The 18,617-nt window shown below is 67.6% G+C and carries 25 protein-coding genes and 1 pseudogene; 19 read left to right on the top strand and 7 right to left on the bottom strand.

What is annotated here, in order from left to right; all coding sequences use genetic code 11:
* On the bottom strand, positions 1-355 hold a 355-nt coding region (locus BGN95_RS23510), incomplete at its 3' end, for a hypothetical protein (RefSeq protein WP_286774198.1).
* A 7-nt stretch (positions 356-362) separates the two neighbouring features.
* Positions 363-2,915: a phosphoenolpyruvate synthase gene (locus BGN95_RS23505; protein ID WP_353744737.1), complete on the bottom strand. Its 2,553-nt coding sequence runs from the start codon at positions 2,913-2,915 to the stop codon at positions 363-365.
* A gap of 48 nt (positions 2,916-2,963) precedes the next feature.
* On the opposite strand from BGN95_RS23505, the pseudogene BGN95_RS27160 reads away from it, so the two are divergent.
* The 10 genes and pseudogenes from BGN95_RS27160 to BGN95_RS23460 form a co-directional block, all read left to right on the top strand.
* Positions 2,964-3,131, top strand: a pseudogene (locus BGN95_RS27160) (hypothetical protein); the annotation flags it as partial.
* A 180-nt stretch (positions 3,132-3,311) separates the two neighbouring features.
* On the top strand, positions 3,312-3,590 hold the full coding sequence (locus BGN95_RS23500; protein WP_286774196.1) for a hypothetical protein: 279 nt from the start codon (positions 3,312-3,314) through the stop codon (positions 3,588-3,590).
* A 26-nt stretch (positions 3,591-3,616) separates the two neighbouring features.
* Positions 3,617-4,261 carry a dihydrofolate reductase family protein gene (locus BGN95_RS23495; protein WP_286774195.1) on the top strand — a complete coding sequence of 215 codons (645 nt, stop codon included), beginning with the start codon at positions 3,617-3,619 and terminating at the stop codon, positions 4,259-4,261.
* Positions 4,258-4,704 carry a DoxX family protein gene (locus tag BGN95_RS23490; protein WP_286774194.1) on the top strand — a complete coding sequence of 149 codons (447 nt, stop codon included), beginning with the start codon at positions 4,258-4,260 and terminating at the stop codon, positions 4,702-4,704. The genes BGN95_RS23495 and BGN95_RS23490 overlap by 4 nt, the downstream gene beginning before the upstream one ends.
* A 185-nt stretch (positions 4,705-4,889) precedes the next feature.
* The gene (locus tag BGN95_RS23485) at positions 4,890-5,912 is read left to right on the top strand and encodes an alpha/beta hydrolase family protein (protein ID WP_286774193.1); all 1,023 of its coding nucleotides are present in this window, start codon (positions 4,890-4,892) and stop codon (positions 5,910-5,912) included.
* Between the two features lie 156 nt (positions 5,913-6,068).
* The gene (locus BGN95_RS23480) at positions 6,069-6,773 is read left to right on the top strand and encodes a helix-turn-helix transcriptional regulator (RefSeq protein ID WP_286774192.1); all 705 of its coding nucleotides are present in this window, start codon (positions 6,069-6,071) and stop codon (positions 6,771-6,773) included.
* A 68-nt stretch (positions 6,774-6,841) separates the two neighbouring features.
* Complete coding sequence (locus BGN95_RS23475) at positions 6,842-7,447, top strand: acyl-homoserine-lactone synthase (protein ID WP_286774191.1); 606 nt, start codon at positions 6,842-6,844, stop codon at positions 7,445-7,447.
* Positions 7,444-8,310: a phytanoyl-CoA dioxygenase family protein gene (locus BGN95_RS23470; RefSeq protein ID WP_286774190.1), complete on the top strand. Its 867-nt coding sequence runs from the start codon at positions 7,444-7,446 to the stop codon at positions 8,308-8,310. Before BGN95_RS23475 ends, BGN95_RS23470 begins: the two co-directional genes overlap by 4 nt.
* A 10-nt stretch (positions 8,311-8,320) precedes the next feature.
* Positions 8,321-8,503 (top strand): transcriptional regulator domain-containing protein, encoded by a 183-nt coding sequence (locus tag BGN95_RS23465; RefSeq protein WP_286774189.1) that lies wholly within the window; start codon positions 8,321-8,323, stop codon positions 8,501-8,503.
* A 61-nt stretch (positions 8,504-8,564) separates the two neighbouring features.
* Positions 8,565-9,035 carry a DNA -binding domain-containing protein gene (locus BGN95_RS23460; protein ID WP_286774188.1) on the top strand — a complete coding sequence of 157 codons (471 nt, stop codon included), beginning with the start codon at positions 8,565-8,567 and terminating at the stop codon, positions 9,033-9,035.
* A gap of 4 nt (positions 9,036-9,039) precedes the next feature.
* On the opposite strand, the gene BGN95_RS23455 is transcribed toward BGN95_RS23460, so the two are convergent.
* On the bottom strand, positions 9,040-9,345 hold the full coding sequence (locus BGN95_RS23455; RefSeq protein WP_286774187.1) for a helix-turn-helix domain-containing protein: 306 nt from the start codon (positions 9,343-9,345) through the stop codon (positions 9,040-9,042).
* Positions 9,346-9,347: 2 nt separating this feature from the next.
* Between BGN95_RS23455 and BGN95_RS23450 the strand changes: the two genes are divergently transcribed.
* From BGN95_RS23450 to BGN95_RS27285, 5 genes are all read left to right on the top strand, one after another.
* Entirely contained in the window at positions 9,348-9,614 is a 267-nt protein-coding gene (locus tag BGN95_RS23450; protein WP_286774186.1) for a hypothetical protein, read from the top strand.
* Positions 9,615-9,981: 367 nt separating this feature from the next.
* Positions 9,982-10,968: an ArdC family protein gene (locus BGN95_RS23445; RefSeq protein WP_286774185.1), complete on the top strand. Its 987-nt coding sequence runs from the start codon at positions 9,982-9,984 to the stop codon at positions 10,966-10,968.
* Positions 10,965-11,387, top strand: a complete 423-nt coding sequence (locus tag BGN95_RS23440; RefSeq protein WP_286774184.1) for a DUF2958 domain-containing protein — start codon at positions 10,965-10,967, stop codon at positions 11,385-11,387. Before BGN95_RS23445 ends, BGN95_RS23440 begins: the two co-directional genes overlap by 4 nt.
* Before the next feature lie 84 nt (positions 11,388-11,471).
* Entirely contained in the window at positions 11,472-12,137 is a 666-nt protein-coding gene (locus BGN95_RS27290; protein ID WP_502688345.1) for a ParB/RepB/Spo0J family partition protein, read from the top strand.
* A gap of 132 nt (positions 12,138-12,269) precedes the next feature.
* On the top strand, positions 12,270-13,244 hold the full coding sequence (locus tag BGN95_RS27285; RefSeq protein WP_502688344.1) for a chromosome partitioning protein ParB: 975 nt from the start codon (positions 12,270-12,272) through the stop codon (positions 13,242-13,244).
* A 112-nt stretch (positions 13,245-13,356) separates the two neighbouring features.
* On the opposite strand, the gene BGN95_RS23430 is transcribed toward BGN95_RS27285, so the two are convergent.
* From BGN95_RS23430 to BGN95_RS23415, 4 genes are read right to left on the bottom strand one after another with little or no spacing between them, the layout of a single operon-like run.
* Entirely contained in the window at positions 13,357-14,223 is an 867-nt protein-coding gene (locus BGN95_RS23430) for a hypothetical protein (protein ID WP_286774183.1), read from the bottom strand.
* Positions 14,224-14,275: 52 nt separating this feature from the next.
* A complete protein-coding gene (locus tag BGN95_RS23425) occupies positions 14,276-15,235 on the bottom strand; it encodes a DUF4365 domain-containing protein (protein ID WP_286774182.1) in 960 nt (319 codons plus the stop codon).
* Between the two features lie 2 nt (positions 15,236-15,237).
* Positions 15,238-15,930 carry a hypothetical protein gene (locus BGN95_RS23420; protein ID WP_286774181.1) on the bottom strand — a complete coding sequence of 231 codons (693 nt, stop codon included), beginning with the start codon at positions 15,928-15,930 and terminating at the stop codon, positions 15,238-15,240.
* A 28-nt stretch (positions 15,931-15,958) separates the two neighbouring features.
* On the bottom strand, positions 15,959-16,177 hold the full coding sequence (locus tag BGN95_RS23415; RefSeq protein ID WP_286774180.1) for a hypothetical protein: 219 nt from the start codon (positions 16,175-16,177) through the stop codon (positions 15,959-15,961).
* 258 nt (positions 16,178-16,435) lie between these two features.
* Between BGN95_RS23415 and BGN95_RS23410 the strand changes: the two genes are divergently transcribed.
* From BGN95_RS23410 to BGN95_RS23395, 4 genes are all read left to right on the top strand, one after another.
* Positions 16,436-16,735 carry a DUF736 domain-containing protein gene (locus tag BGN95_RS23410; protein ID WP_286774179.1) on the top strand — a complete coding sequence of 100 codons (300 nt, stop codon included), beginning with the start codon at positions 16,436-16,438 and terminating at the stop codon, positions 16,733-16,735.
* A 275-nt stretch (positions 16,736-17,010) separates the two neighbouring features.
* Positions 17,011-17,241, top strand: a complete 231-nt coding sequence (locus BGN95_RS23405) for a helix-turn-helix domain-containing protein (protein ID WP_214624884.1) — start codon at positions 17,011-17,013, stop codon at positions 17,239-17,241.
* Entirely contained in the window at positions 17,238-17,819 is a 582-nt protein-coding gene (locus tag BGN95_RS23400; protein ID WP_286774178.1) for a S26 family signal peptidase, read from the top strand. Before BGN95_RS23405 ends, BGN95_RS23400 begins: the two co-directional genes overlap by 4 nt.
* Positions 17,807-18,415, top strand: coding sequence for a lytic transglycosylase domain-containing protein (locus BGN95_RS23395; RefSeq protein ID WP_502688343.1), 609 nt, complete (start codon positions 17,807-17,809; stop codon positions 18,413-18,415). Before BGN95_RS23400 ends, BGN95_RS23395 begins: the two co-directional genes overlap by 13 nt.
* The last annotated feature ends 202 nt before the right edge of the window (positions 18,416-18,617 follow it).

Below are 18,617 nucleotides of genomic sequence, written 5' to 3'. Positions count from 1 at the left end.
CGCCGCGCGCCGCCGTCTCCCGGGCGATGCAGGTCTCCCGCGTATCGCGGCCGCGCGACCGTGCTGCTCGCAGCAGGGCGCGGAGTTCGGCCAGCTCTTGCTGCTCGATCGGGGTCAGATCGGTGAGTCGCCTCCCGCCACGAGCAAGCGCCTGGTAGTTGGCGATCGCGCGCTCGAGCCCCGCGGTCTCGCCGATTTGCACGGGTCCGGCAGAAGGCGCGGCGATCGCGGCGACGGATGCGGTCGATACCGCCATCGGCACGCCCCAGGCAAACGCTGTGAGAAACGCGCGTCGCACGGGGGCCGGAAGCGAGCCACGTTGCGACGGTTCGGAATTTACCGCGTCGGTCGCCATCGACTGCTCAGCGCTCCGCCGGGTTCGAGCGACCATGTCCGTCCAATATCCTGATCGAGCCGCTCGAGCCGTCGATCCGGATGAGCTGGCCGTCCTGGATGCGACGAGTGGCATCTTGCACCGCGACGATCGCGGGCAGGCCGTATTCGCGCGCGACGACTGCTCCGTGGCTCATCTGTCCACCGGCCTCGGTCACGAGCCCGGCGATGGTGAGGAACAGCGGCGTCCAGCTCGGATCGGTGTACGCGGTGACGAGGATGTCGCCCGGCGCCAGTTCCGCGGCAGCTGGGTCCAGGATCACCCGTGCCCGGCCCTCCGCGACACCGCTCGAGACTGCGAGGCCCGGTATCACGCCGGGTCCTTCGACGTCCTGTCCGAACGATCCAAACAGGGCCTCGCCGTCGGAAGTCAGCACGCGCGGCGGAGCAAGATGCTCGTGCGCCGCAAACTCCGCACGCCGCTCTGCGATCAGGCCCATGTCCGCGACCTGGGCAGCGATCATGTTGCCGAGTTCGTCGAACCGAAGATAGAAGATGTCGTCGGTGCGATTGATCACGCCGCGCTCGACCAGCCGTTCCGCTTCCTCGAGCAACGCGCGCCGGTACACGTCGAGCCGGCATACCCACGCATATTTAGGATATTCGCGGTATCCGATGAACGCGCGCATGCGGTCGATGGCGGCCCTTGCCGCTGCGACCTTGGCCGACCCGTCATCGAGCGTCGCAAGACGCTGAAGCACGTCGCGCTCGGCCGCTCGGGCACGCGCGAGGCCGGCATCGAACCGCCTTGTGGCCTCGCCCGGCGCGAAGCGATCGACATTGGCAAGGAGCATCGGAGTGAGCTTCGCGGGCTGTTCCCGCCATCGCGTCCGGGTGATGTCGATCTCGCCCGGGCAGCGCATGCCATAGCGCGCAAGGAAGCCATCGATCGCATCGAGCGCAGCGCTCCCGCCGGCGACCGACGCGAGCCCTTCTATCGGATCTTCGGGTCCAAGCTGCCTGAGGAATGCGACTGCCGCATCGTGCGGCCGTACCGCGTCGGCAACATCGAGCAGGTCGAGCCCCATCCGCGAGGTGATGTTGTGCTCGACCGATTGCGACAGGACGTCCACAAGGCTCGCCTCTGCGAGCCATTCCTGCAGGTGGTCTTGCAGCCACCAGGTCGCATCGATCCCCGCCATCAATGCCGTTCTGCCCCGCGGATCGGACAGCTGCTGCTTCAGGGCGGACAGGTCGTCTCCGATCGCCTCCAGCAGGTCGCGGCCGGTCAGGCCTGCGACCCGCCGCTTCGCGTTCTCGAGCGCAAGCTCGCTCTCGGAGATGAGCTCGGGGACGATTGCGGGATCCGGATATGCCGCGATGTTCGCGGGCGCCGGATCACGGGCAACGGGCTCGGCGGCCGCCGCGACCGGCAAGGGCTGGTCGCTGAGTGCAATGTAGTCGCGCGACACCAACTGCTCGACCGCGCTGTGGATGAGCGGGTCGCGATTGAGCATGGCGAGCAGCGCGGCCCGGCTTTCACGGGTTGCGAGTTGCTCGGTCACGTCGACGAAAAGCTGGCCTCCCGCCTCGTGCATCGGTCTCGCCGCGAGCTTCTGCCACACTGACAGCCCGAGCGGTTTCATCGCATCGGTCATCATCTGCTGATGCCCGACGGAGAGATAGACGTGACGCCGGTCATCCTCGCGTGGCGGGATCGGAAACAGCGTTGTGATCGGTCGGCTCTGGACGATCGCGATGGCCCCGTCCGCGACGCACCACTCGATGTCCTGTGGCGACCCGAAATGCGCCTCGATCCTGCGACCCATGATGGCGAGCTCGCGCGCGAGCTCGATGGTCAGCGGCCCTGCGCTCGTCTCGACGACCCGCTCGTCGCGCAATCTCACCCGTTGCGGCACGATCCGCCCCGAGACGAGCGCTTCGCCGGTTCCCCGGCAGGCCTCGATCGTCACCAGCGTCCGGTCGCCGGATACCGGATCGGCGGTGAAAAGCACGCCCGACGCGTCGGCTGGCACCATATGCTGTATCACCACGGCCATCGACGGCCCGCGCAAGCTCAGGACCTGGCGCCGCCGGTAGGCGAGCGCGCGATCGTCGAAAGCGGAACTCCAGCACCGCCGGACCGCGGCGAGGACGGCATTGAGCCCTGAAAGCCCGAGATAGCTCTCGTGCACGCCCGCGAAGGACGTCGTGGGCGAGTCCTCCGCTGTAGCGCTCGACCGGACCGCCCAGCCTGTGGCGGAGGGAGCGGCGTCCAACCTCGCGTTGATATCGGCGACAAGGGAGTCCGGCAGGCTCGCACTCTCGATCGCCCGTCGCACCGCATGCGCGCTCTCGGCCTGGTCGGCATCATCACCTGGCAGCGCCTCCAGCCGTTCGAGCAGCGCTTCGGCGCCGGCGATGCCGGAGAGCGCGTTCGAAAACGCGGTCGTGGTGACGCAAAAGCCGGGGGGCACGACCACCCCGTCCATCCGGAGAAGCTCGCCGAGGCTCGCGGCCTTTCCACCGACAAGGGCGGTTTGGTTGCGACCGGCTTCCGACAGGCACAAGGTGAGCTTCATTATGAGAAGGCCTTCGCGGCTTCTTGACAGGTCATTAAACGGAGGAATATGCTCCGCTTGTGTTTTCGTCAAGGAGGCTGCGTCGGTCGTGCGGGAAAGGGTGCAATGCGAGCTGACGCGCAACGGAACCGGCAGCGGCTCGTCGATGCCGCGATCGAGCTGATCCTTGAGGTGGGCGGCGATCCGTCTCGCGATGCGGTCGCGCAGCGTGCCGGGGTCGGGATCGGCACGCTCTATCGCCACTTTCCCGACCAGCAGGCGCTGCTTCACGCCGCCGTGCGCCATGTCCTCGAACAGAGCATCGGCGCGGGCGAGGCGCTGCTCGCGACCGTTCCCGACGGTGTCGAGGCACTGCGACGCTACATGCATGCCGCGCTCGATGGAGGGATCGGGGTGGTGAACATCATCCATCCCCATCTGGAGACGCGCGACTGGCCCGACCTGCTCGCTCGCGCAGGGACGCTCATGAAGACCCTGGTCGCGCGCGCTCGGGCCGGCGGCGCACTGCGCGCCGACTTTTCGGAACGCGACATCGTGTTCGCGCTGATCCGTTTCGCGCGGCCGCTCGCGGTCGGCCTGCCGGTCGCCGAGGAGCGCGCACTCGCGCATCGCCACCTCGATTTCTACGTCGACGGGCTCTGCGTCGCAGATGCGACGCCCGGGTCGGCATCATGACAAACACAGAAAAGGGAGAGACGCCGATGAGGAGCCTCGTCGTGTTCGATATCAGCTTGTCGGTGGACGGGTTCTTGCGCGGTCCCAACCCGACCCCCGACAAGCCGCTGGGCGACGGCGGCGAAGCGCTGCACGCCTGGGTCGGCAGCGCAGCCACCGAGGAAGATCATCGCCTGCTCGCCGATGCGATCGGCGGCGCCGGTGCCATCATCTGCGGGCGCCGTACCTACGACGATTCGCTTCCGAGCTGGGGTGCCGACGGGCCGACCGGACCAGCCCGCCTGCCCGTGTTCGTCGTCTCGCACTCGACCCCGCCGGCCGTGCCTGGCGGCGTCTACCGCTTTGCCGGTGATATCGCGTCCGCATTAGAAGCGGCACACGCCGCGGCCGGCGGCAAGGACATCTGCATCATGGGCGGAGCGGACATCGGGCGGCAGTTCCTGCGAAGCGGGCTGGTCGACGAGCTTTCGCTTCATGTCGCGCCGGTCCTGCTCGGGGGCGGGATCCGCATGTTCGACGACGCGCTCGCGTCTCAGGTGACCTTGGAGCGACGTTCGGTCGTCACCACCAAGGCGGCAATCCACCTGCGCTACGCCATGGCACGGCCGGCTGGCGAGGGCGCAGCCGCTTCGGACATTGGCGACCAACATGAGGACGGAGGGCGCTCATGACCGACGCTTCCTTTCCCGCACGATGGGCGAACGCGATCGTGCTTCTCGCCCGCTGCGCCCTCGCGCTCGTCTTCCTGATGGCTTTCGCCTCGAAGGCGATGATGTTCGGCATGACGGCCGCGACCATCGCCGCCGCAGGCTTCCCTGCCGCGTCGCTGCTCGCCTTCCTCGCCGCGCTGTTCGAGCTCGGCCTGGTCCTGGCGCTCGTAACCGGCGCGTTCTTCTCGGAACTGATGCTGCTCGGCGCGATCTACGTCCTGTTCCTCGCCTTCGCCTTCCATGGCCCCTCGCACTGGACCGACGCGAAGAACCTGGAGCTCGGCGCCTTCGTCAGCCATTTTCCGTTCGCGGCGGGCATGTTGTTCGCGGCCGTCAGCGGCCCCGGCCGGCTTCTCGCGCTCCGGCGTCAGCTCGGACGGCGAGCCCAGCCGACTAACGGATGAGCACGCTCCGGCCAACGATGCCTGCGCAGCGCGCCGCGCCAGCACGCGCGTCCGCTCGACCGGGTTCGACGATGCGGCGGTTGGCCTCCCAAGAGGTGCGCGGGCTTCGTCCATTGCGCGCCCACTCCTGGGGCGCAGCGGCCGCGCGGGCTATACGGCAGCTCCCGACCCTGATGGCTGGGGCCGTGGCGTTCGCCACGCCCGCTGCTGCCACAGTTGGCGAACGGCATCGATTGATCGAGCAGCCGAACGCGGCTCTGCGCAACGCCGACCATCGCCCCGTTCTCCGCGTTACCATCTGGTATCCGGCCGCGGCAGGTGCACAGGCGCGGTCGATCGACTTTCCGCCGGATTCGCCGCTCTTCGAGGTCGGCAGCGTCGCACCAGATGCGACCTTCCGCGACGACAAGCGCCATCCCGTCGTCCTTCTGTCGCACGGCTTCGGGGGATCGGCACGGATGATGGCCTGGTTCGGCTTGGCGCTCGCCGAACTTGGTTATGTCGTGATTGCAGTCGATCATCCCGGCAACAACGGCGTGGACCCGGCTACTCCGGCGGGCGCCGTGCTCTGGTGGGACCGCGCCGACGATCTGAAGGCCGCATTCGCGGCGGTGCTCGCCGACCCCGCGCTGTCGCCGCACATCGACCGCAAGCGCCTTGGCGTGGCAGGCTTCTCGATCGGCGGGCTCACCGCTCTGGTGGCCGGTGGCGCACGCACCGATCCCGAGCGGATGATCCGGTTCTGCCGCGCGCATCCCGAGGATGGGACGTGCAAGCCCCAGCTCGAGTTCGGGCTCAGCAACGACGACGCGATCGCCACGCTGGCAAGTCCCGCGCTCGCGAGCGAGCGCGCCCGCGCCGGCGCCGACCATGCGCTGCCGGGTGTCCGGGCCGTATTCGCCATGGCGCCCGTCGTGCAGCCGCTCACACCCGCGAGCCTTCGCGCCATGCGCGAGCCGGTGGTGATCGTCGCCGGCGGCGATGACGTGACGGTACCGGCGGCAACGCACGCGCTGGTCGCGAAAGCGCTCCTTCCGAACGCTCGCGTCGAAATCCTCGCCGGGGTCACGCACTACAGCTTCCTCGCGACCTGTTCCGCCGCCGCCAAGGCGAGCCTGCCCGTCTGCCGGGATGCGACTGACCAAGCCCGCGCCCATCGTATCGCGATCGAGCAGGCCGCCGCTCTTTTCGACCGCACGCTGAGATGATCGGGGCGCGGCGACAGGCTATGGCGGAGAACCGCAGCTTGGCACGACCGCGTTCGGCCCGGTCGTCGGTGCGCAAGGAGTCGGGCCATTGGTTCAGGCATCATACCGGCGGGGCTCGTAGACCTCGCGGATGATGTCATCCGGAGTCTCCGAGCAATGCGCGACACCGGCGATCTCCATCGATCGATGGAGGCTGTCACCCGCGACCTCGGCTTTCGATACTTCGCGCTGATCCACCATGACGATCTCTCGGTGCCCCGCGTCGGTCGCGTGGACATCAAGCAATATCCGCCGGCGATCATCGACGCGCTTTATGCGGATGGCCGCTTCCGACGGGATCCGGTCTTCCGCGCCAGCCTGCGCGCCGGCATGGCCTTCCTCTGGTCCGATCTCGGCTCCCTTATCCGGCTCGGTCGCGGGGATCGCGCCGCCCTCTCGCGCGGCGCGCGCGAAGGCCTGAACGAGGGCATCACGATCCCTTTTGTCCGGCTGGGCGATCGCCTCGGTTCCTGTACCTTCGCCGGCATGAAACGGCCGGAGCAGGCTGCCGTAGTGCTCGGCGCTGCCCAGCTGATCGGCGTCTTCGCCTTCCAGGCGGCGCTCCGCGTCACCGGATCGACGCCGGTGCCTGCGCCACCGACGCGCCTGCATCCGCGCCCGCGCGACTGCGTCGTCCTCGCCGGGCAAGGCCAGAGCAACAAGCAGATCGCGCGCGCGCTCGCGCTGACGCAGCGCACCGTCGACGGCTACCTGACCGAGGCGCGCCGCCTCTTCGACGCGCATGACCGGGCCAGCCTCGTTGCCGGCGCGCTGCTTGCCGGCGAGGTCGAGCTTCACGAACTACGCCGTCAACCCGAGTAATCGCTCGGTCTATCTTGGGCGGCCCCCGGCTGCTTCCTTCGTGAGCGAACCACGACCGGGAGCGACGCATGATCCACGTCATCGACAACCATTTGGCAGCGGCGAACCGGCCGCTGCTCCAGTCCATGTTCGCCGACCGCAAGCGCCTCTTCGTCGACCTCTTCGGCTGGGACGTGCCGGTGGTCGACGGGCAGTACGAGATCGACCAGTTCGACGATCCCGACACGATCTACCTGGTCGCGACCGACGACGGTGGGGAGCACGCCGCGTCGATCCGGCTCTACCCGACGACCAAGCCGCACATGCTCGGGTCGCTCTTCCCGCACTTGTGCCCGCTGGGTGTACCGTCTGACGACCGGACCTGGGAGAGCACGCGGCTGTGCCTGCCGCAGCGCCACGGCGCCGCACGGCGCAAGGTGCTGCGCAACGCGCTGTTCGCAGCGATGGTCGATGTCGCGCTTGAACGCGGCATTGCGCGCTATACCGGCGTCGTCCCCGACCCGTTCCGCAAGGAGGTGCTGGCGATGGGCTGGCGGGCCGAGCCGCTCGGCCCCGCGGTGCGCATCGCGGGCGGCCCGATCGGCGCCTTCCTGATCTACATAGGCCCGGACACGCCCGACCGACTAGGCTGGTCCGGCACCTATCCCGCCGCCGGCCAGCGGGTGCCGGCATGATGGGCGCAATCGATCGCCAAGCCGCGGCGCTCGCGCGCGACGGCTGGTGCGTGTTCGGGCGGGCCGTCCCGCCCGGGCTCATCGCCGCCATCGACGCCGAGTTGGACGCGCGCTTCGTCGCGACCCCTCCCTGCCGCGGGGCCTTCTACGGCGAGCGCACCAGCCGATTCGGGGCGCTGCTGACGCGGGCGCCTGCGGTCGCTGAGCTCGCCATGCATCCTTTGGTCCTAGAGCTGGTGGAGCAGCAGCTCTCGCCCTGGTGCGAGCGGATCGCGCTCAACCTCACCCAGGCGATCGAGATCCATCCCGGCGCGCTGCCACAGCTGCCGCACCGCGACCAGGACATGTGGCAGGGGCCGAAGGGCAGCCTCGAATATCTCGTCAACGTGATGTGGCCGCTCACCACCTTCACCCGCGAGAATGGCGGCACGCGCATATGGACGGGAAGCCATGTCGACCAGGACATCGCGGTTCTGCCCGAAGCCGATGCGGTCGTGCCGACCGTCCTGCCCGGCGACGCGCTCGTCTTCCTCGGCTCGACGCTGCACGGCGGCGGCGGCAATGTCAGCCGCGCGCCGCGGCGCGGCATCGTCATCAGCTACTGCCTCGGCTGGCTCAAGCCGTTCGAGCTCCAGTGGCTGGTCTATCCCCCACAGGTCGCACGGCAGTTCCCGCCCGCGCTCGCCGCGCTGGTCGGCTACGCCCAGCACCGCCCGAACCTCGGCAACGTCGAGGGGCAATGCCCGTCGGTGCTGCTGCGTGACACCATACCCGAATACCTGCCTGCGGTTGACGCGCTCCGTCCCGACCAAGAGGCTGCTGCCCACTTGTTCGTGCGATCGCAGCTGGGCGAGCTCGGCTGAGGCCCTTGCCGTGGTATCGCCGGACCCCGCTGCCTTCGAGGCCATCCTGAAGCGTGGACGGTCCGCGCTCGCCTGGGAGGTTCTGCGGCGCGATCCGGGCTACCGGGCGGCCTTTGCTGCGCTTGGCGCCGTGCCGGACGGTGTCACCGCCGACCCCGCCTTCGTCGCGGACTGGGGGCTGCACTTTCCCTGAGGATCCTGGGCAGAGCTGTGCCGAGGTCCTGCCGATGTGGTCGGCGGCGGTGGATCCGTGCGTGCTGAGCGCACGGTGCGCTGCCGATTCAGCCGGCTCGGCGCATGCCTTCGACGGGACCGCCGAAGCCAAACGGTTGCTGCGGTCCGGCGCGGGCCAGCATCTGCTCGTGGAGCGGGGCGGTGCCCTCGTCAGGATCGACGTCGTCGAGGGGAGCGCGCTCGCTGGGCCGTGCTCGCTGTGTTTCGAGCTGCCCGTTGATCATCGACTTCATGCCAAGGTCTCCGCGGTCCGCACCTTCATAGGCTCGTTGCAGGTTCGCCCCTCGCTGCAGCTTGCCCGTCGGCTATCCGCGCTGGAGGCGTACGACGCACATCTGGCCGGGATGAGCCTGCGAGCGATCGCTGATCGTTTGCTCGGTCCCGGCGATTGGCCGGGAGATGGCGAGCACCGGAAATCGCTTGTGCGGCGGCTCGTCGCCAGCGGCAGGAACATGATCGAGCAAGGGCCGGCGCACGTGCTGCAGAATTAGCCGCTCATCCCTTTAGGGAGTTTGCCGGCAGCTCCGGCATCAGCAGGATATAGGGGTCTACGCCCAGAGGCTCGGCGATCTGATCGAGCCGATCAATCGTCACGCTATATTTCTGACGTTCAAGAGCGCTCACGTAGGTTCGGTCGATCTTCGCGGCATCGGCGAGCGCCTCCTGCGACAAACCCCTCGCTGCGCGAAGCACGCGCAGATTATGGGCAAGGATCTTCCTGCTCGACACTCCACAGGTTGAGCCAGCTTGCCGCGATTTTTGCCATGGCGTAAGGTCTCCAAATTGACGAGCAAACAGCACATGTGGAGTTTTTTGTGCTGCTTATTGAAGCGCCAACTGGTCACCCAGTCGCTTACGATCGCGAGCATCTCGCGCTGTACGCGGCGCTGCTCCAAGCCGATGACGCGGGTCGCGACTGGCGTGAAGCCGCATCTTTCCTGATGCACCTCGATCCTGCCGCCAAGGACACGGAAGCCTGCTGGCGGTCACATCTGGAGCGCGCGCGTTGGATCGTCGGCGAAGGGCTTGCCCAGGCTTTGGTCGCGTTCAACGGGCGGATAGCTCGATAGGCTTGCAACCCTCCTAGCGCCTCGCACTAAGGTGCGACCGCGCTCTACTCCGACCGCCTGGACGCGGTCTTCGCCGAGCCCCGTGCCGGGTCTCGGCCTCGCGGTGACGATCGCTGGCGTGACTATGGACGCCGCGCCGAGGCGCAGCGGCGTTGTCGGTGCCTCTCCCGGTACGGCGGGTGCGGGCGGCGCTCCCTGCTAGGCCCGGCGCGGCCTGCGGCAACCCTCGCTCGCGCTCGGGTGCTCCTCTTCGTTCCGCCCTGCGGTGCCGCCGGCCGCTTGAGCCGGGCCTCTTGGTCGCGTCTCGCCGCCCACCCCCGCCTTCCGGGGAGGCTTGCTGCTTTTGGGGCGGCGATGGAGGACCGCGATGCGCAAAGCTACCAGCCGCCGTGCCCGCCGAGAGGTTGCGGCCGAGGATCGTCAACCCGAGAACCGTGCCAACCTCTATGACGAGGTGACCGCGCGGATCGTCGCCGAACTCGAGGCCGGGCGATTTCCATGGGTCCAGCCTTGGGGAACAACGGGCGGGACCGGCCCCGGCCTGCCACGCAACGCGCTCACCGCTCGGACCTATTCGGGCGTCAACATCCTGATCCTGTGGGGCGCGGTCATCGAACATGGCTGGCCGTCGCAATCATGGCTCACCTTCCGGCAGGCGCAGGAAGCGGGCGGCTGCGTCCGCAAGGGCGAGCATGGCGTGACCGTGGTCTATGCCGACTGCTTCACTCCCGTGGCCGAGAGTGAGGCTGAAAAGGCATTGCTTCGGGGGAGCGATGACCAGCCGAACCGCGCAATTTGGTTCCTCAAGCGCTTCACCGTGTTCAACGTCGCGCAGTGCGAAGGGCTTCGGCCCGGCCTTGCCGCTGATCCCACGCCGCTGCCCGAACGCGAGATCGTGCCCGTTGCCGAGGAAGTCATTGCCGCGTCGGGGGTCGATTTCCGCATCGGCGGCGACCGCGCCTTCTACGCGCCGGACCCCGATGTCGTGCAGGTGCCGCCGCAGCCCGCCTTCTTTGATCAGATCAACTATTACCGGACGTGCCTGCACGAACTGACCCACGCCACCGGCCACCCCAAGCGGCTCGGGCGCGACTTGAAGAATGCCTTCGGCAGCAAGGACTATGCGCGTGAGGAACTGGTCGCCGAGATGGGATCGGCCTTCCTGTGCGCCGCGCTCGGCATCGTGCCGACCGTGCGTCACGCCGACTACATCGGCTCGTGGCTGGAGGTGCTGCGCGAGGACAATCGCGCCATCTTCCGCGTCGCCAGCGCCGCGACCAAGGCCGCCGACTGGCTGCTCGCCCGCCACCGCGACGCGCAGGACGCGCGCATCGAAGGGAGGATCGCGGCATGATCCTCCTGACCCCCGACCTGCGCTTCGCGCTTCGTGCGAATGCCATCAACCGCCAGGCTTGCGAGGGCCAAGGCACGCCATTCGACCCGCCGCCGCTGGTCAAGTTGTTCAACCCGTTGAGCGCGGCGACCTGGCTGGCAAGCGAGCTTGGCGATGACGGCGATACGCTGTTCGGGCTTGCCGACCTCGGCTTCGGCTGCCCCGAACTCGGCACGTTCAGCCTGTCGGAGATCGCCGCGCTGCGGTTGCCCTACGGCATGGCCATCGAGCGCGACGTGGCCTTCGAGACACGGTTCCCGCTGTCCCGCTGGGCCGCGACGGCGCGCGAAGCCGGATCGATCATCTGGGCGGAGCAGCTGCTGCGCCGCGCTGCCGCCGAGGAGTTTCCGCCGTCCATCGAAGACAAGGGGCGCGGATGACGCAGGCGGCCGTTCGCCGCCGATCAAAAGCCGGTCCGCCCTCTCGCAAAGAACGACGGACCGGCACTCACAAGGAGTGACATCATGAAACTCGACTTCATAGACATTGGCAACATCGACGACAGCGCCGTGAACATGCGCCATGGCAGGAAGGCCCCGGACGTCTCCGACATCCTGCCGACCGTGCGCAAGCGCGGCATCATCGTGCCGGTCATCCTGCGCCCCGGCGTGGCCGAAGGTCGCTTCGAACTGGTCGCTGGCCGGCGGCGCGTTCATGCCGCTCGCATCGCGCAGGCCGACGAGGGCGCGGACCCCGAGCTTGGCCGCGTGCCGTCCGCAATCATGGAGGCGGGCGACGATGCCGCCGCGCTCGAAGCCTCCCTGATCGAGAACCTCGCGCGGCTCGACCCCGAAGAGGTGACCCAGTGGGAAACCTTCACCCGGCTGGTCAAGGAAGGCCGCGAGGTGGACGACATCGCCGTGACTTTCGGGCTTCCCGACCTCACCATCCGGCGCGTGCTGGCGCTCGGCAACCTGCTGCCGCGCATCCGCAACCTCTACGCGCAGGAGAAGCTCGACCGCACCACCGTCCGCCACCTGACCCTTGCCAGCAAGAGCCAGCAAAAGGCTTGGCTGGCGCTCTACGACGACCCCGACAACTACACGCCGACCGGCCATCAGTTGAAGGCGTGGCTGTTCGGCGGGCAGCCGATCGCGGCGCGGCACGCGCTGTTCGACCTCGACAGCTAGGCGGGCGCGACCGTCGCCGACCTGTTCGGCGACGACCGCTATTTCGCGGACCCCGAGGCGTTCTGGAACGCGCAGAATGCCGCCATCGAGGTACGGCGCGCAGCCTATCTGGAGGATGGCTGGAGCGATGTCGTGATCGTCCCCGCGTCCGAGCATTTCCACGTCTGGGAATATGAGAAGGCCCCCAAGCGCAGGGGCGGGCGCGTCTATGTCGATGTCCGCTCGACCGGCGAAGTGACCTTCCACGAGGGCTATGTGGCCCGCAAGGAAGCGCAGCGTGTGGCGAGCGGCGATGCCGCGGAAGGGCCGAAGTCGCAGCGTCCCGAACTGACCTCGACCTTGCAGACCTATGTCGATCTGCACCGCCATGCCGCCGTCCGCGCTGCGCTGTTGAGCCGCCCAGAGGTGGCGCTGCGCTTGATGGTCGCCCATGCCATTGTCGGCTCGCACCTTTGGAGCGTACGGCCCGAGCCGCAGGCCACCCGCAACGACGAGGTGCGTGAGAGCGTCGAAACGTCGCGCGGCGAGGCCATGTTCGACGAGCGCCGCCGTGCGGTGCTCGCCTTGCTCGGCTTCACGTCTGAGGAGCCGACCGTGACCGGGGGAAACGGCGACGACTATGGCGTCGCGGGCGTGTTCCTGCGCCTCGTCGAGCTTCCCGATTCCGCTGTCATCGAGGTAATCGCGGTCGTTATCGGCGAGACGCTGGCGGCGGGCAGCGCCGCCGTCGCTGCGGTCGGCACCGAGATCGGCATCGACATGGCCGACTGGTGGCAGGCCGACGAGGCCCTGTTCGGCCTGATCCGCGACCGCGAGGTGCTGGGCAGCATGGTCGCCGAGGTGGCGGGCCAGACGGTCGCCAGCGCGAATGGGAGCGAGAAGTCCAAGACCTTGAAGCGGATCATCGCCGACCATCTTGCCGGTGCCGACGGACGGGCGAAGGTCGAGCGTTGGGTGCCGCGCTGGATGCAGTTCCCGCCGAGCGCCTACACGACGCGCGGTGGCGTCGGCACCGTCGCGGCCCACGCCGAGGTCGTTGCCGCGCGCGATGTGCGGGCTACGCCGGACCCCGACGAGCGGCACGAGCTATTCGCCGAAGCGGCGTGATCATTTGCGGGCGGCGGAAACGCCGCCCGCGTCTTGCGGACCCTGAAAAATCGGCCGCGCGCCTCCGCCGTTCCGACGTCGGCGCGCGGTCAGTTTTTCGTGCGCGGCGGCGCTACAGCGAGAAGCAATTGACGCCGCGAAAGCCTTCGGGCGCGAATCGCGGCGCGGGGACCGGCCCCAGGCCGAGCGCGGCGAAGATGTAGCTATCGATCCAGTCGAGCGCCTCGGCAGCGGCGATACCGCAATCGGTCGATGTCTTGCCCGGAAAGTTGCTCGCGGATAGCACGCCCTCGTGCACTAGGTCGTTCCGCATCTTGCGGAATTCGGGCGGCAGCGGCGCGAGGCCGAACCGTTGTGCTGCATACGCTAAGTTCTTGTTGAACGTGCCCACGTCGCTGCCGGCCGGCGCGACGGTCTCTGCCGTCGCGGCGATCACTTCGAGTACCGTCCCCGTGCTCAGCACAAGGTCTTCCAGCGACCAGAAGGCCAGCGCGTCGAGCCAATGGTGGCAGAGCAGGCGCGCTTTTTCCGTTACGCCGACACCGCTATAGCTCGCCATGAATTGTTGAAGCGTCATCGTGAATGCGCTCGCTGATCCAAGCATCGGGAAACCGGCACCCATCGCTCGCTCGCGCGGGAAGTGGTGGCCGACCTGCATGAACTGCAACATCGAGGCTGGCAGTCCGCGATGCGGGGCGACGCTCAGTCCGGTGAGATAACTCGCCCCCAAGCAGAGCGGCAACAACTCGTCGAGCAACGCATCCATCGCCGCCGATCGGCTGCCGGTATAGCTGGTGCGCCCTTCGGCCGAATAGGTTTCGGCGCATTGGCCTTTGTCGCAGACCGCGATCCTGGCCGCGTCGAACTGGCTATTCTTGCGCAATTCCCATGTGCCGGCCGCCGTCGTCAGCGTGACCTGGTCGGGGTCGCCGGGAATGATGAGATTGCTGAGCCAGAAGCCGATATAGATGTCGTTCATACCCCGGCTTTAGCCGGTCGAATGTTCCGGCGTCGATATTTTCCGTCGGACGCTAACCGGGGGCGGACGCCAGTTGCCCAAGCGCGGTGGGCAAGAACCACTCGCGCCAAACGTCCTCATAGGTCTTGGGCAGGAGCGACAAGCTCCGCCACAATTCGAAAACGTCGAGCTTTTCGAAATACGCTTTCCATTCGGCCGGATCGACGCCCGGTTCGATATCGGCCGGCACCTTGAAATAGCCCGGCTGACCCGTGGCGAGGAAACGCCGCAACCCGGCCGCATGATACGGGATTGGCGCGCACATCTCGGTGTCGTCCCAGAAGTCATACTGCACGATCCGTTCGCCGAAATACCGCGCGAGGCCGCGCCAGTCCTCGTGCTCGTGCCATTGCAGTTCGGAATATTGGTACGTGAAGCGCTGGAATGCGGCGAGCAGTTTCGCGCGCTTCGCGTACCAGCGAAGCCCGAACGTCCCCGCCGCCGACCCCAATTCGGTCCAGAGCGGCACATGGATCGTCCGCGATTTCGTCGTTCGGTAATCGTCGTGCTGTGGGATCAGGATCTTGTCGATATAGTCGTTGAGGCAGACGAACGAGCAACGCTGGCGGGCAAGGTCGGCGATCACCAGCAGCACTGGAACACCAATGCCCATGCGCTCGATGGTCACCAGTTCGGACATCTCCAGCTGGAGGCGATAGCTGTCGATCGTCGCGACCTTGTCGGCGCGGTTCAGCTCCTCCGGCGCCTTTTCGACATTGCCGCGCCCATAGATGTCCAGCTTGTGCACCGCCGGATCGGCGACGCTCTTCAACTGAACGAAGAAATGTTCGCCAAGCGTTTCGTAGGTCGCGCCGGTGCCGCTCGCGTCCTTGAACGGCTCGATCGTGAAATCGAGGCCGTAGTCGGGGCGATATTCGCGCAGCACCCATGCCCGCGGCAACTTCGACCGCAACAGGGCGATCCCGTCCTGATCGATCAGATGCTGTTCGGATCGCTTCTTTCCCGCCGCCATGATCACCCCCTCGCTGGCGCGAGATCGATCGTGACGCCGCGCCTGACGGCGATCTCCTCGAGATAGGCGCCGAGCGCGGCATCGTCATCGAAGATGCCGTCCGCGACCAACGTCGTGTCGCCCGAGAAGCAATCAAGCACATCACGAAATTGCTCGGCGACGTTGCGGCTTGCGAGGAAGGCGGGCGGCACCGGCGCTTGCTCGATCACTTCTGACGCCGGGACGGCACGCGCGCCGGCCGCGCCGTAAATCCACACGAACGATCCTTTGTCGGAGCGTTTAACCATCTTCTCGCACTGGTCCACCACATCGACGCTGGCCTTCGACCTGGCGGGCGGTCCGTCGGCGCGGCTGTGCGTCACGACGCGCTCCTTCTTGGCCTGGATCAGCAACCCCTTGGAGATCGGAGGCGCGAGCTTGGGCAAAGAATCGACGCGGATGCCGATATAGAGGTCGGCGCCGCTCTTGTTTTCCCACGACCCAGGACCTCGATCGGGGAAGTCCTGCGCGACGATCGAGACCTTGTAACCGTTGATGCTGAACCCATCGAGGCGCGCTTCGAGCATAGCTGCGATCTTCGAGCTGATCGGCGGTTCTTGTGCGCGGCGCGGCCATTGCTGTTTCACCGTGTCATCGACGGCGCCACGGATCAGGTCGGCCAGCGCATCGCGCGTGACGGTGTCGCCGTTGAGCATTCAGCCCCTTTCTAATCGGCTGACTCGGTCAAGAACCGGTACGCCTGATGACGATCTTCTCGCCGCAGCATAGCAAGCAGATATCCTTGCGTCGCTCGAAACGCGGCTCGCCGGCAAGCTCGCGGCTCTTGCGATTGGCATGCTGGCGCCCGGAACGGTCGAGCTTTCGGGCTATGCAATCGTGGCAGATTGGCTCTGGTGACAGTCGTTCGATCAGCCCGCGAACACGCTCCAGAACCGTTGCCATCGCGTCTCCTGCCGGCACTTTGCCGCACCCGCGGCTTCCTCGATTGGCTGGTCTGGCAGCGATCCGTCTCGATCCGCAATGGCTGTGCCGAACTTTCTTCCCCGCCCGCTTCGCGCGCTCCTCGCGCATCAAGAAAGCCCGGCTTCGCCATCCTCCGCTGGTCGCTGCGGCCCTCCGGGTGCGCACCGTCCGTCCCGATGCCGGTCGACCGCCATCGAAGCCGCACTGGCGCGGCAACGATGGATAGGAGACTTCATCATGGCACAGATCGGATCGTTCACCCGCGGCGACAACGGCGTCTACACTGGCGAAATCCGCACCCTCACCCTGCGCGTCAAGGCCAGCATCCGGCCCGTCGAGCGCGAGCATGACAAGGCGCCGGACCATCGCGTCAGCGCTGGCGGCGTCGAGTTCGGCGCGGGCTGGACCAAGGCGGCGCGCGACACCGGCGCCGAATATCTGAGCCTCAAACTCGACGATCCGAGCTTCCCGGCGCCCATCTACGCCACGCTGACGCAGGGCGACGACGGCGAGCACAAGCTCATCTGGTCGCGCTGAACCCGACGTCCCGCGCGCTCCGGCGCGCGGGACCCGAGCGGTGAGCCGGATTTGCCTTAGCTCGCGAGGGGCCTTGCAGGCGGGGGCGTCTGCCTGGTTCGCTTTCCGTCGCACGGGACCTCGGACCCGTGCCTCGCGGCATAACCCGTACCGCTCGTCTCCCGGGTGTGTCGAAAATCGATCATCGGCCTTCGACACTGCCCGGCAGGTGCTCCCGGCGGCATCCCCGGTGCCGCGACCGCACGGGCGCGATCCCGCGAAGGATGCCGATCCCCATGGACACCGACGATGACATTTCCCGGGCCAGCCGTGCCAAGCGCGGCTCGCCTTTCCTCAACACCGACCAGGCCGCAGCCTATCTCAAGCTGTCGAGCCGGCTGCTGAAGCGCCTGCGCCGCGCCGGCAAGGGGCCGGTATTCCGTCGCCACAGCCGCTTCGTCCAGTACCATATCGACGACCTCGACGCCTGGTCCGGCGAGCAGGCCGCGCGCGAGATCGGGCGATGAAGGGCCGTCACGGCCGCGCGGGCGACGCCCCGCTTCTCGCCTGGGGCGATGCGCTCCGCGCCGCCAAGACCCGCCGCGCTCGGTTGCGCTGGCACATCGCCATCACCGGCGCCGGCATCGCCGTCCTGCTCGCCAGCGCGGCCATTCGGCCCGCGCCGCGGCTGGTCTGGAACGCCAGCCCCAGCGCGCCGATCGGCCTCTATGCGGTCAAGCCGGGCGCTTCGGCCGAGCCGGGGGACATGGTGATCGCGCGGGTTCCCGATCGCTTCCGTCGGCTCGCCGCGGAGCGCCACTACCTGCCGCTGAACGTGCCGCTGGTGAAGCGCGTAGCTGCTCAGGCCGGCGACGAGGTCTGTGCGCTTGGGCAGGAGATATTCGTCAATGGCAGCCGGACGGCCGAGCGTCGGCTCGCCGACGGACAGGGCCGGCCCATGCCGACATGGTTGGGCTGCATCCGGCTCCACGGCCGCCAGCTGTTCCTGCTCATGGACAATCCGGCCTCGTTCGACGGTCGCTACTTCGGCGCGACCGAGGGGAGGGACATCATCGGAAGGGCGCGTCTGCTGTGGCGCCGCTGAGGATGACCGCAGGGGCGGCGGCGCTCGTCGTCGCCATGCCGGCGCAGGCCGAAAGTGTCGCCGACTGGCATCCTTACATCGCCGACGCGTCGCTTCGCTTCGGTGTGCCAAGCGCCTGGATCGAGCGCGTCATGCAGGCGGAAAGCCGAGGGAAGACCCGGCTCGACGGACGCCCGATCCGCAGTCGTGCCGGCGCGATGGGGCTGATGCAGCTGATGCCCAGCACCTGGGAAGCGATGCGCCGCAGACTCGGTCTGGGCGCGAATGCCGACGATCCGCGCGACAACATCCTGGCCGGCACCTTCTATCTGCGATTGATGTATGATCGCTTCGGCTACCCCGGCCTGTTCGCCGCCTACAACGCCGGTCCCGGGCGCTACGCCGCGCATCTTGCGACCGGCAGCGCGCTTCCGGGCGAGACGATCGCCTACCTCCAGACCGTCGGCGGCTTGCCGTCAGTCGCCAGCGGAACGGTTGCCGGAAGGCAGCGCGAAACCCTGTTCGCCGTTCAATATCGGGCGCCAAACCAGCCTGAATTGCCGGTTCTCACACCTTCTCCATCGATGGTCTTCGCGGTGCGACATGATGGTCAATGAGGTGAGGTTGCGCACCACCGAGAGGTTAGAGGCTTGTCTCGATAGACCCAGCATGACGGGTGGCGGAGCGGCTATTAAGGCCCGCGGGTGCCCCCCAATTTTCTTCGAAAATCGGTTCCCCCCACGTCCGCTTCGCGGCGCTTCCGCTTGCGCTCCAGCGGCCCTGACAGCCGCTCCGCCACCCGTCCCTCAAACGCCGTTC

It is taken from the genome of Sphingomonas sp. 66-10 (assembly GCF_001897045.1).
Classification (GTDB): domain Bacteria; phylum Pseudomonadota; class Alphaproteobacteria; order Sphingomonadales; family Sphingomonadaceae; genus Sphingomonas; species Sphingomonas lycopersici.
Note: the sequence above shows the minus strand (reverse complement) of the source record. Positions and strands in the feature narration are given on the sequence as shown.